Source organism: Burkholderia sp. Bp9143, from assembly GCF_003853645.1.
GTDB lineage: Bacteria > Pseudomonadota > Gammaproteobacteria > Burkholderiales > Burkholderiaceae > Burkholderia.
Map to the genome: position 1 here is coordinate 22,858 of NZ_QTPO01000005.1, position 11,930 is coordinate 34,787.

Below are 11,930 nucleotides of genomic sequence, written 5' to 3' on the forward strand. Positions count from 1 at the left end.
CCATTCGGCACTGGCCTGATGGCCAATTCGATCGCGGCACGCGATTTTGCCGTCAAGATGCTTGCCCGAACCTTCGAATTTTCTTCCTGTGGATCGCTCCATGTCACGCCTGCTGCCGCTGCTCGTGCTCTCCGCCGCACCCGCCCTTTGCGCTGCGCCCGCCACCACCGCGCTGCCGGCCGGCGCGGACTGCGGCGGCCCCACCACGGCGATCGCCGACATCCGGCGTCCCGGCGGCCGGTCGCCGCTGGCCGGGCGCACCGCGTCGATCGAAGCGATCGTCACCGCGGCATTCGGCGGCACCGACGGCTTCGGCGGATTCTTCGTCCAGCAGGCGGACGCGCAGCGGCGCCACCGGCCGGGCGTCCCGGAAGGCCTGTTCGTCTACGCGCCGAATGCGCACGCCCGTCCGGGCGAGCGCGTGCACATCACCGGCAGGATCGAGCAGAAGTACGGCCGGACGCAGCTCGCGCTGTCGGGCCACGTGGCCGTCTGCGCGCGCGGGCAGACCGTCACGCCGGCAGCGCTCGTGCTGCCGGTCGACAGCGAGGCCGTATTCGCCGCGCATGAAGGCATGCGGGTGCGCTTTCCGCAAACGCTGACGGTCAGCGATACCTACGAGCTCGGCCGCTACGGCAGCATCGTGCTCAGCCACGGCCGTCTGTACATGCCGACTCACGTGGCCCCGCCGGCCCGCGCCGCCGCGCAGGCGGCGGCCAATGCCCGCAACCGCATCGTGCTCGACGACGGTTCGAACCGCGTGAACCCCGCGACCGCACGCTACCCGCCGCCCGCGCTGAACGCCGCCAACACGCTGCGCGCGGGCTACACGGTGCGCGGCATCGAAGGCGTGCTCGAGAAGCGCTACGGCACGTGGCGACTGCAGCCCGTACCGTCCGCGGCGCCGGTCTTCGACGCCGCGTCGAATCCGCGGACCGAGGCGCCGGCGCGGCATCCGCAGGCCGACGTGCGGGTCGCGTCGTTCAATGTATTCAACTACTTCAACGGCGATGGCGCGGGCGGCGGCTTCGACGATCCGGCCAATCGCGGCGCGAAGACGCCCGCCGCCTTCGCCCGGCAGGAAGCGAAGATCGTCACCGCGCTGCATGCGCTGCGCGCCGACGTGATCGGCCTGATGGAAATCGCGAACAACGGCCACGGCCCCGCAAGCGCCGTACAGCGTCTCGCGGCCCGGCTCGGCAGCGGCTGGCGCGCGGTCGATCCCGGCACGGCACGACTCGGACGCGATGCGATCGCGGTTGCACTGCTGTATGACAGCCGGACGATCGAACCCGTCGGTCGCGCCGCGACCGTCGCACTCGACGGCCGGAATCGCCCGCCGCTCGCGCAGACGTTCCGTCGCATCGGCGGCACCCATGCGTTCACGGTCGCGGTCAATCACCTGAAGTCGAAGAACTGCCCACGGGCGACCGGCCCCGATCTCGACCAGTCGGACGGCCAGGGCTGCTGGAACGCGACGCGCACGCGCGCGGCCGAACGCATCGCCACGTGGCTCGCCACGGTGCCGACCGGCGCCCCGGCCGACGGCGTGCTGCTGATCGGCGACCTGAACAGCTACGCGCAGGAAGACCCGCTGCGCGCGCTCGAATCGCGCGGCTACACGAACCTCGTCGCCCGCTTCGCCGGCAAGGCCGGGTACAGCTATGTGTTCCGCGGCGAAGCGGGCAACCTCGACCACGCACTCGCCACGTCGCCGCTCGCCGCGCGCGTGAAGGCCGTGCATGCCTGGCACATCAACGCCGACGAACCGGTCGCGCTGCAATCCGTGCCCGATTACAAAACCCCGGCGCAACGGGCCGCCTATTACGCACCCGATGCCTATCGCTCGTCGGATCACGATCCCGTCGTCATCGATCTCGCGCTGGACGAAAGCGCCACCTGAACCGCCGCGGGCACAAACCCTGCTCATCGAAACGAATGGCGATTAGTGCAATTGCATCAGCACGACGCGTGCAACGGCACTATTTACCTGACACACCGGGCGACGCCATATTTACCGGACTTTGACGTCGCGCAATGGCTCGCCGCGTCGCTTCGCCCCGCAGCACGAAATTTTTTCAACCGCCGCCGGGCCCCATCGCGCGGGGCTTCCCGGGAAACTTGCCGACGCATTGAAAATTTGTCTCGAAACTCAATTGGCTGATGTGAATCACAGTGGTTGCTGGGATTCGCCTTATCTTCAAATGGGTTCAAACCAAATCGAAGGAGGATAAACATCATGGCACTCACCGACTCGATCGAACACAAGCTGGACCGCGGCCTGTCCGACATCCGACGCACCGGCCGGCGCGTCGGCCGCACGGCGCGCTCGGCCGCCCGCGATCTGCACGCGGACGTGACCGACGATCTGCGCGGGCTGGTCGATGAACTGGAAGACCTGCTGAAGAACGACGGCGACGGCGATATCGCCGCGCTGCGCAAGCGCGTGCAGTCACGGCTCGATGAAGCGCGCAGCGCACTCGACCACGCGTCGGGCAGCGCGGCCGCCCGGCTGCGCGATTCGGCCGAACGCGTGTCGCAAGCCGTGCACGACAACCCTTGGCAGACCGCAGGCGTCGTCGCGGGTCTCGCGTTCGTCGCCGGCCTGCTGCTTGCCCGCCGTTGAACGGGGCCGCCCGCACCGCCGGCCGCCCCTCCGTCCTCAACCCGACAACGAAGGAGAAACGCCATGCAGAAGTCCCTCGCCCTGAAAGCCGCCGCCGCCGTCATGCTCGGCAGTCTCGCCCTTGCCGGTTGCACCACCACGCCCGACAAACCTGAAAACGCAGCGACCAGCGCGTCCAAGCGCGAGTCGATCGATGCGAGCGTGAACGCAACACTGTCACGCCTCTATTCGACGGTGCCGGGCTCGCGTGAACTCGTCGGGAAGTCGCGCGGCGTGCTCGTGTTCCCGAACGTGCTGCAGGCCGGCTTCATCGTCGGCGGCCAGTCCGGCAATGGCGCCCTGCGCGTCGGCGGCAGCACCGTCGGCTACTACAACACGTCGTCGCTGTCGGTCGGCCTGCAGGCCGGCGCGCAATCGAAGGCGATCGTGTTCCTGTTCATGACGCAGGATGTGCTCGACTCGTTCCGCAAGTCCGAAGGCTGGTCGGCCGGCGCCGACGCCTCCGTCGCGGTCGTGAAGGTCGGCGCGAACGGTGCGGTCGACTCCAACACGGCCACCGCGCCGGTCGAGGTGCTGGTGCTGACCAACGCGGGCCTGATGGGCGACCTGTCGGTGAACGGCACCAAGGTCACCAGACTCCACATCTGACGATTCGGCGCGGCGCCGCCGCGGCCGCACTCCCGGCAACGCCGCAGCCCCGGCCGCGGCGTTTTCGCATGCGCCGAGCGCTGCGGCTATGATGGCGGCACCTTTGCGGGCATACTGCCGATCGGGCCGCCTGCCGCGCGCTTCACCGCGAACCCTTGACGTTCGCGAGCCGATCGCGCCCGAGGCAACGAGATTCAATCAAACCAGGCATCAATCTGCGCGAACCATCCATGGATAGCGGACACGATCACCAAAAATTCTTCTATTTCCTGCTGTTCGCGGTCACCGTCGGACTGTGCTGGATCCTCGCGCCGTTCTCCGGCGCCGTCTTCTGGGGCACCATTCTCGCGATCCTGTTCCAGCCGGTGCAGCGCTGGCTCGCCGCGCGCTTCGGCAAGCGGCGCAATCTGGCCGCGCTCGTGACGATGTCGCTGATCATCCTGATCGTGATCCTGCCGCTCGTGTTCGTCGCGGCAACGCTCGTGCAGGAAATCGCGTACGTGTACCAGGAACTGAAGAGCGCGCAGCCGAATTATTCGCAGTACTTCCATGACATCATTCATGCGCTGCCGACGTCGATCCAGAACCTGCTGCAGAAATACGGGCTGACCAACATCCCCGGCATCCAGAAGAAGCTGACCGACGGCGCCGCGCAGATCAGCCAGTTCGCGGCGGCCCAGGCGCTCAGCATCGGCCAGAACACGTTCCAGTTCGTCGTCAGCTTCGGCGTGATGCTGTACATGGTGTTCTTCCTGCTGCGCGACGGCGGCGAGATCGGCCGCCGCGTGCGCCGCGCGATGCCGCTCGACGAAGAGCACAAGAACCTGCTGCTCGCGAAGTTCACGACGGTGGTGCGCGCGACCGTGAAGGGCAACATCGCGGTCGCGCTCGTGCAGGGTGCGCTCGGCGGCCTGATCTTCTGGATCCTCGGGATCGAGGGCGTCGTGCTGTGGGGCGCGCTGATGGCGTTCCTGTCGCTGCTGCCGGCGATCGGCGCAAGCCTCGTGTGGGTGCCCGCCGCGCTCTACTTCCTCGCGATCGGCGCGATCTGGAAATGCGTGATCCTCGTCGCGTTCTGCGTCGGCGTGATCGGCCTCGTCGACAATCTGCTGCGCCCGATCCTCGTCGGCAAGGACACGAAGATGCCCGACTGGGTCGTGCTGATCTCGACGCTCGGCGGGATGGCGCTGTTCGGCATCAACGGCTTCGTGATCGGGCCGCTCGTCGCCGCGCTGTTCATGGCGAGCTGGGACATCTACGCACGCGCCGAACAGGGGGAATGACGCACCGCGTCACGGATGACGAATCCTGATCACGACGGGCGCCACGGCGCCCGTTTCAATTTCCGGCCCCGCCACCGTCATCACGCCGCCATACGGGCCGACACGATGCGCGCGCCCCGATTCCAGCGGCACGATCCGATCGTCGCGCGCATCGCGCCATGTCGCGCGAACCTCCGCTCCCGCCGACCGCGAAAGCGGTTGGCCGTCAAATCCTAAATTGATACCGGACTATTCAGACTCAGCGCGCGAGCGATGCGGTTCATGCGTCCGGATCGACGCGCAGCACGAGCTTGCCGCGATGGTCGCCATCGAACAGCCGATTCAGCACGTCGGGGGCGTTTTCGAGCCCGTCGGCGACGGTTTCCTCGGCCTTGAGCCGGCCGTCGCGCAGCCATCCGGCGAGCGTCTGCACCGCTTCGCGGCTCTTGCGGTAGTCGAGGATCAGGAAGCCGCGCATCGTGATCCGCTTCGAGATCAGCACGCCGACGTCGTCCGCCGCGCGGCCGCTGTTGTAGTTCGAGATCACGCCGCACAGCGCGACGCGCCCGCCGATCACCATCCGCGACAGCACCGCGCGCATCACCTCGCCGCCGACGTTCTCGAAATTCACGTGCACGCCGTCCGGCGTCGCTGCCTTCAGCTGCTCACGGAAATCGTCGGCCTTGTAGTCGACGGCCGCGTCGAAGCCGAGCGTCTCGGTCAGGTAGCGGCACTTGTCCGCGCCACCCGCGATACCCACCACGCGCGCGCCATGGATCTTGCCGATCTGGCCGGCGATCGAGCCGACCGACCCGGCCGCCGCCGACACGACGAGCGTCTCGCCGGGCTGCACCGGCGCGATGTCGGTCAGCCCGTAGTACGCGGTCAGGCCGCTCATCCCGCACGCGCCGAGCAGCGTCGGCAGCGGCAGGCCCGACTGCGCGGGCAGCTTCACGAGCTGCGCGGCCTGTTCGGCCGGCACGACCGCATAGTCCTGCCAGCCGACCAGCCCCTGCACGAGATCGCCTTCCGCGAACCCCGCATGGCGCGACGCGACCACGCGCCCGATGCCGAGCGCGCGCATCACTTCGCCGATCGCGACGGGCGGCAGGTACTGCGGCACGTCGCTCATCCACACGCGATTGGTCGGGTCCATCGACAGATACAGCACGCGCACGAGCACTTCGCCGTCGGCAAGCGCCGGCACCGGCGTTTCGAAGAGCGAAAAGTGTTCACGGCCGACCCGCCCTTCCGGGCGCGTCTTCAGCAGCAGCTGGCGGTTTACGGGTGTCGACACGATGTTCTCCTCCGGTTGTTGTTGTCGTCGATGCGCGTCAGACCGCGCACATGCCGCCGTCGATCACGAGTTCGGCGGCCGTCACGAAGCGGCTCTCGTCGGATGCCAGATAGACGGCCGCATGCGCGACGTCGTCCGGCTCGCCGAGCCGGCGCAGCGGAATGCCGCGCGCGAGCTTGCGCGTCGCATCGCGTTCGCCGAGCGACTGGAACAGCGGCTCGACGATCCCCGTGCGAATGAACGCCGGGTGAATCGAGTTGCAGCGCACGTCGAGCTCGCGGCGCGCGCAGTCGATCGCGACCGACTTCGTCAGCGACGCAACCGCGGCCTTCGACGCGTTGTATGCGGTGAAATCCGGCTCGACCTTGAACGCGGCCACCGACGAGATGTTGATGATCGACGCCGGGCGGCTCGCGCCGAGGTAAGGCAGCGCATGCTTGCAGCCGAGCACGATGCTCTCGACGTTGATCGCCATCACGCGCCGCCACTCGTCGAGCTCGATCTGCACGGGCGCGCCGATCGAGCCGACGCCCGCATTGTTGACGAGCACCGACAACCCGCCCATCGCTTCGTTCGCCTGCGCGAGCAGCGCCTGCCAGCGCGCCTCGTCGCGCACGTCCTGCGTGGCCGCGAACGCGACCGGCGCCGCGTGCCCCGCATTGAGCTCGTGCGCGAAATCGTCGAGCACCGCCGCGTCGGCGATGTCGGTCAGGAACACGCGCGCGCCCTGCTCGACCATCCGGCGCGCGATCGCGCGGCCGAGGCCGCCGGCAGCGCCCGTGATGTACGCGCACTTGCCTGCGAGGCGCGAGGAAACGACTGTCATGGGACCTGCTCCTATCGTGAATCGTCGTGGCGAACCGGCGCCGCGACGGCGGTTGTCGCGCGCCGGCCGACGGCCGTGCGGTTTGCGCGAGTATAGCGAGCCGGCCGCACCGCGCCGGACAAATCCGGCAGGCCAACGCTGCCGGCCCCGATCGAACGAACGCCAGCGTACGCGATTGCCGCCAATCGATGAAATGAATATTCGTCATGCCCGGTCATAGACATGGCTCATGACTTTCGTAGCCACGAGCGTCGGGGACGAACCTGCGCGGCGCGGCCTATCACCGCGGATATCGGCCCAATGAAGGCCGGACATCGGCTTTTGACAACGACGGGGAACGAATGGAATGAGACGCGGGGGCGGCGGCCGTGGCGACGACCGCATCTGACACCGGGGCACCGATGCCCCGGAACGAACAGCCGTCAGACCCCGTCGCCGGACGTGCGCATGAACGCGCAGAACTGCGGGGAATGCGTGTCGATCATCTGCTGGAACGGTGCGCGATGCCCGTACGCGATGCCGGACACGAGGAGCAGGCAGGCGGCCGCGATACGCGGCGAGAACGCGCGCTTGTGCGCCCGCTCGTAGGCACGCAGGAACACCAGCGCGACCAGCGCGCCGAGCAGCCAGCCCACGACGACTTCGGGAATCGTATGTGAATGGTCGAACACGCGCGCGACGGCCGTCACCGCGCCGACGAGGAAACCGGCCGCCATGCCCGGCACCTTGCCCGGACGGAAGGCCTGCCACAGCATCGACAGCGCGACGGTCCACACGGACGTCGACAGCATCGTATGGCCGCTGATCACGCGGAAATCGAACTGCGGGATCTCGACACCGCAGCCCGCATAGAGGATCTTGGTCGCCCCGACCAGGCTCATGCCGGCCGCGAGCAGTGCGATCCAGCGCACCGCGAGCCGCCGGTTGGACAGCGCGAGCCAGACCGCGCAGGTCAGCGCAACCGGCAGAGTCAGCGCGGCATCGCCGATGTTGCTGATTTCACTCCACATAACGGACATCGAACGGCTAGCAAAAGGCGCAGTTTAACGCACGCGCGCCGCGCGCCTGTTTCAGCCTGTGACAGGCTGTATCAGCCCGCGACACCCGTGATCAGCAGCAGGTTCGTGCCGGTGATGACGACGAACAGCGCCCAGGCGGCGGCCTGCATCCTGCGGCCGATCGCATGCTCGCCCATCATGCCGCGATCGCTGACCGACCGGATCAGCGGCCACATCGCGAACGGCAGCTGCAGGCTCAGCAGCACCTGGCTCCAGACGAGCAACTGCCCGACCGAATTCTCGCCCAGCAACAGCACGCCGATCAGCGCGGGCACCAGCGCGAGTCCGCGCGTGATCAGCCGGCGCTGGTAGCACGGGATCTTGGTATGCAGGAAGCCGTCCATGATCACCTGGCCGGCGATCGTGCCGGTCAGCGTCGAGCTTTGCCCCGACGCGAGCAGCGCGATGCCGAACAGCAGCGCGGCCGCGCCGCCCGCGATCGGCGTGATCAGCCGGTACGCCTGTTCGATGTCGGTCACGTCGTGCTGGCCGGTCGCATGGAACGCCGCGCCGGCAACGACCAGGATCGCCGCATTGACGAGCATCGCGACGAACAGTGACACGCAGGTATCGATGCGCACCAGCGCGAGCGTGTCGCGGATCAGGCCGCGCGCGCCGCCGACGACATGGCGCGTCTGCACGACCGACGAATGCAGATACAGGTTGTGCGGCATGATCGTCGCGCCGACGATGCCGAGCGCAAGCACGATCGCGTCCTTGCGGTCATGGCCTGGATTGCCCGGCACGAGCCCCTTCGCGACCGCATGCCAGTCGGGCGGCGTGATCGCGACCTGCGCGACGAAGCAGAACGCCATCGTCGCGATCAACCCGAGCACGATCGCCTCGATCTGCCGGACGCCCTTGCCCTGCAGCCCGAGGACGATCACCGTGTCGAGCGCGGTCAGCACGATCCCCCACGCGAGCGGCACGCCGAGCAGCAGCTTGAACGCGAGCGCGCAGCCGAGCACTTCGGCGATGTCGCACGCGATGATCGACACCTCGGCGGTCACCCACTGCACGATGCGGCCGAAGCGGCCATAGCGGTCGTAGCTGGCCTGCGCGAGATCCTTGCCCGCGACGAGGCCAAGCCGCGCGGCGAGCATCTGCAGGAAGATCGCGGCGAGGCTCGAGAACGCGACGACCCACAGCAGCGAATAGCCGAATTGCGACCCGGCCTGGATGTCGGTGGCCCAGTTACCGGGATCCATATAGCCGATCGCGACCAGCAGGCCCGGGCCGAAGAAGCGCTTGAGCTTCATCCAACGCGACGCGCCGGCGTCGATCGTGATGCTGCCCTTTACTTCCGACGGGCAGAAGGGGGCGGTGGCGGTAGTGGGGAGCAAGGGCATGGGTCGGACGCCGTCGATAATGCCCTGATTGTACGGAAAGGCGGCGGCTCCGTGGCAACGGGCCGTGCCCCCCACCCGAACAGGTCACTGCCCGGTTCGCCCTGCCGGCATACGGCGCGGCCGTGCCGCGAAACGCGCGCGCAACAACATCCATGCGAATCGGCTGTTCGTCGTCCAGTAACGCCGCCACATGCGTCTCGGCTCCTGAAGCACGCGAAACAACCATTCGAGACCGGTCTTCTGCATCCAGCCAGGCGCACGTCGAACCTTGCCTGCAACGACATCGAACGTGCCGCCCACACCCATCACAAAATCGACGCCCAGTTCTGCCTTCCATCGATTGATGAAATTTTCCTTTCGCGGTGACGTGATCGCCACGAAAAGCAACCGTGCACCGGACGCGCGAATCATGGATACCACGGCTTCCTCGTCGTCCCAGAAATATCCATGATGAATCCCGGCGATCTTCAAGTGCGGGTATTTTCTTTCGACCGCACTGGCCGCCGCCGTTACAACGGCATCTGTGCCGCCGAGCATGAAGACAGGCAGCGCCTCGTCCTGCGCCATTCGCAATAACCGGTCGAACAGGTCGATGCCGGCGACGCGCTCGGCGACCGCGTAGCCGAGCGTACGCGCGCCCCACACCACCCCCATCCCGTCGATGTTGATAATGTCGCAGGCTCGCACCGACCCTGCCAGTTCCTCGTCGGCCTGCATATTGACCAGCTTGGCAACGTTGACGACCACGTGCTGGGTAAATTGCCGACGGGTAACGCGATTACGGATCAGTTCGACGGTCTCCGACATCGTCGCGACGTCCATCGGACAACCAAACAGTTCGATGCGATTCATATGATTTCCGGTTCGGAAAGGCAAGCGTTGGCAGTGTCGGCCGCGTGGACCCGGTTCGCGAGCAACCCGATGGCATAGAACGCCCATGCCTGGGTCCACCGCAAATAGTCGACCCGGTTCGTGAAGCCTGCGTTGCGCTGGTAGACGAAGCGCCCCTTCTCGGGCATGTAGAGCGTCTCTACCGCCCGCTCGAATACGCGCACGGCCAGCGCGTGATCCGCTTTGGACTTGGAAACGGTCAACAACGTAATCAGCGCCTGTGCAACGGAGTGCATATCGAGCGGCCAAATCCTGTCGTCGTAGTATTTGACGGTTCCGTCGGGCAGGAAGAATGTGTCTCGATAGTAAGCGAGCCCCTGATCAATCGACTCGGCGAACACCCTCGTTCGACCTACGTGCTGCAGCCGATGCAACGCCTCGAGGTTGTATCCGGTATGAAATCCATCGACGAAATCGTGATGATCGCGTAATCCGTACGCCCATGCGCCATCTTTCCGTTGCATGGAAGCCGTCAACCGTGCGGCAGCGATCGCGCGCTCGCACATCGATGTGTCTTCGATCCGCACCGCCGTTTCGGCAACGAACGCCGCACTCCACAGATTTGCGTTGTGAACAAAGGCGCGCTCGCCGGGGATGTAGGCGAAATAGCCGGATCCTTGATATGGCAGGTACAGCGAGTCGAGAAAATGGCCCGCGTCGACCGCTACATCGCTGAATCGGGCTTCACCGGTAACGCCGCCCAGCGCGTACAACGCGCGCGCCACATAGCAGGTGCTGATCGCATTCGGTGTGCCGACCGGCACGAAGAACGCCCTCGCAGCCCAGTCGAAGTGATAGCCCCATGCGCTGTGGCGCCAGCGCTTGCGGTCCACGCGCTGCTCCAGCAACCACTCACCGAGCGCGCGCGCCTCGTCGAGACTCGCCCCGTCACCGATGCGCTGTTCGCGCTCCAGCAGGCCGAGCACGACGAGCGCGACGCCCTTCGGATTGCGCATTCGCGGAACACCGAGGATCTGCCTGAAATTGAACGGGCTGCGCTTGTGCAGTTGCAACCATGCGATGCGGGCAAACGGCAGTTTCGACAAACCCGTGTATCTGAACAAGCGACTGTTCAAACCGTCGAACGGATCGTGGCCGGCATACGCGTGTCGACGGCAATGCGCCAGCACGGCATCCGACACCTGCGCGGGATCAGGCCGTGCGGTCATCGCTTGGCCTTCCTGTCGCCGATCACGACCTTGCCGAAGTACAGCGTGATGGCATCGATGTCCGACGGTTCCTTTTGCCAACCCGGCTTATATACCCCGAATTTCAGATAGGCGCTGACGTCGCCGGGATACGCATTCGGCTTCCCGCTGCCCTCGAAAACGCTCATGCCGTTTTTCCACAGGCGCGTGATCGCGCGCTCGCCACTTGCGTCGGGTGTGTACTGAAGGGCCCAGTCGACCCATTTCCCGCGGTCATCGGACGCGCAGCAAAGACGCCCGCCGAATCCATGCGCGGTATTGGTCCCGCCGCGCACGGAGAACGTGTACTCGTTGCCGAGCAACGTGAGCATGAACGGCGGCGAGCCCGACAAGCCGCTCTGGTGAATCTGCGTGATGATCTCCATCTGCTGACTATCGAACGCGAAATCGCGCGGCAGGTAAGTTCGCCACCAGATCAGATAATCGTGCCCCGGAGAGAAGACGATGTCGCGTGGCAACGAAAATTCCGCGCGCGGCGATCCATTGATCAGATACGTGAAATTCTCGCTCTTCTCAATCTGCACGCGAATCGACCGGCGTGCGGAATCCAGCGGATCCGCCGTCAACATGACGTCCGAGCGCCGGGCCGCCTGGATTTCGAGATCGCCGATTCCGCCTTGCCAGTCGTTCGAGTAGATTGGCCGATAGGATTCGACGTGCACCGATTTCGTGAAATCGGACGCAGACGCCGTCGCATCGGCCGCAGCCGTCATGCCGATACACGCCGCTACCAGTGCACGTCGCAAATCTCGCTTCGCATTCATG

At 66.3% G+C, this 11,930-nt stretch carries 11 protein-coding genes and 1 pseudogene; 4 read left to right on the plus strand and 8 right to left on the minus strand.

Annotated features, from left to right (window positions below; translation table 11 throughout):
• Positions 1–100: 100 nt before the first annotated feature.
• The 4 genes from DIE23_RS04845 to DIE23_RS04860 all read left to right on the plus strand — a co-directional run bounded on the left by DIE23_RS04845 (position 101) and on the right by DIE23_RS04860 (position 4,557).
• Entirely contained in the window at positions 101–1,903 is a 1,803-nt protein-coding gene (locus tag DIE23_RS04845) for an ExeM/NucH family extracellular endonuclease (protein WP_124611067.1), read from the plus strand.
• 336 nt (positions 1,904–2,239) lie between these two features.
• Positions 2,240–2,626, plus strand: a complete 387-nt coding sequence (locus DIE23_RS04850) for a YqjD family protein (protein ID WP_124611068.1) — start codon at positions 2,240–2,242, stop codon at positions 2,624–2,626.
• 63 nt (positions 2,627–2,689) lie between these two features.
• Complete coding sequence (locus tag DIE23_RS04855) at positions 2,690–3,274, plus strand: YSC84-related protein (RefSeq protein WP_124611069.1); 585 nt, start codon at positions 2,690–2,692, stop codon at positions 3,272–3,274.
• 230 nt (positions 3,275–3,504) lie between these two features.
• A complete protein-coding gene (locus DIE23_RS04860) occupies positions 3,505–4,557 on the plus strand; it encodes an AI-2E family transporter (protein ID WP_124611070.1) in 1,053 nt (350 codons plus the stop codon).
• 9 nt (positions 4,558–4,566) lie between these two features.
• Here DIE23_RS04860 and DIE23_RS40685 read toward each other — a convergent pair.
• The 8 genes and pseudogenes from DIE23_RS40685 to DIE23_RS04905 form a co-directional block, all read right to left on the minus strand.
• A pseudogene (locus DIE23_RS40685) lies at positions 4,567–4,764 on the minus strand (thioesterase); the annotation flags it as partial.
• Positions 4,765–4,816: 52 nt separating this feature from the next.
• Positions 4,817–5,833 carry an NADP-dependent oxidoreductase gene (locus tag DIE23_RS04870; RefSeq protein WP_124611071.1) on the minus strand — a complete coding sequence of 339 codons (1,017 nt, stop codon included), beginning with the start codon at positions 5,831–5,833 and terminating at the stop codon, positions 4,817–4,819.
• A 37-nt stretch (positions 5,834–5,870) separates the two neighbouring features.
• Positions 5,871–6,659: an SDR family oxidoreductase gene (locus DIE23_RS04875; protein WP_124611072.1), complete on the minus strand. Its 789-nt coding sequence runs from the start codon at positions 6,657–6,659 to the stop codon at positions 5,871–5,873.
• 422 nt (positions 6,660–7,081) lie between these two features.
• Positions 7,082–7,669, minus strand: a complete 588-nt coding sequence (locus DIE23_RS04885) for a phosphatase PAP2 family protein (RefSeq protein ID WP_124611074.1) — start codon at positions 7,667–7,669, stop codon at positions 7,082–7,084.
• Positions 7,670–7,749: 80 nt separating this feature from the next.
• Positions 7,750–9,066, minus strand: coding sequence for an Nramp family divalent metal transporter (locus tag DIE23_RS04890; protein WP_124611075.1), 1,317 nt, complete (start codon positions 9,064–9,066; stop codon positions 7,750–7,752).
• Positions 9,067–9,150: 84 nt separating this feature from the next.
• Positions 9,151–9,918, minus strand: a complete 768-nt coding sequence (locus DIE23_RS04895; protein ID WP_124611076.1) for a WecB/TagA/CpsF family glycosyltransferase — start codon at positions 9,916–9,918, stop codon at positions 9,151–9,153.
• Complete coding sequence (locus tag DIE23_RS04900) at positions 9,915–11,126, minus strand: aspartate-semialdehyde dehydrogenase (protein ID WP_124611077.1); 1,212 nt, start codon at positions 11,124–11,126, stop codon at positions 9,915–9,917. Before DIE23_RS04900 ends, DIE23_RS04895 begins: the two co-directional genes overlap by 4 nt.
• Complete coding sequence (locus tag DIE23_RS04905; protein ID WP_124611078.1) at positions 11,123–11,929, minus strand: heparin lyase I family protein; 807 nt, start codon at positions 11,927–11,929, stop codon at positions 11,123–11,125. The genes DIE23_RS04900 and DIE23_RS04905 overlap by 4 nt, the downstream gene beginning before the upstream one ends.
• Between the last annotated feature and the right edge of the window lies 1 nt (position 11,930).

Bases quoted from the DNA above. Each gene is read 5' to 3' on its own strand.
- DIE23_RS04905 (WP_124611078.1), bottom strand. From the start codon at position 11,929: ATGAATGCGAAGCGAGATTTGCGACGTGCACTGGTAGCGGCGTGTATC.
- DIE23_RS04890 (WP_124611075.1), bottom strand. From the start codon at position 9,066: ATGCCCTTGCTCCCCACTACCGCCACCGCCCCCTTCTGCCCGTCGGAA.
- DIE23_RS04860 (WP_124611070.1), top strand. From the start codon at position 3,505: ATGGATAGCGGACACGATCACCAAAAATTCTTCTATTTCCTGCTGTTC.
- DIE23_RS04875 (WP_124611072.1), bottom strand. From the start codon at position 6,659: ATGACAGTCGTTTCCTCGCGCCTCGCAGGCAAGTGCGCGTACATCACG.
- DIE23_RS04850 (WP_124611068.1), top strand. From the start codon at position 2,240: ATGGCACTCACCGACTCGATCGAACACAAGCTGGACCGCGGCCTGTCC.
- DIE23_RS04855 (WP_124611069.1), top strand. From the start codon at position 2,690: ATGCAGAAGTCCCTCGCCCTGAAAGCCGCCGCCGCCGTCATGCTCGGC.
- DIE23_RS04895 (WP_124611076.1), bottom strand. From the start codon at position 9,918: ATGAATCGCATCGAACTGTTTGGTTGTCCGATGGACGTCGCGACGATG.
- DIE23_RS04900 (WP_124611077.1), bottom strand. From the start codon at position 11,126: ATGACCGCACGGCCTGATCCCGCGCAGGTGTCGGATGCCGTGCTGGCG.
- DIE23_RS04845 (WP_124611067.1), top strand. From the start codon at position 101: ATGTCACGCCTGCTGCCGCTGCTCGTGCTCTCCGCCGCACCCGCCCTT.
- DIE23_RS04885 (WP_124611074.1), bottom strand. From the start codon at position 7,669: ATGTGGAGTGAAATCAGCAACATCGGCGATGCCGCGCTGACTCTGCCG.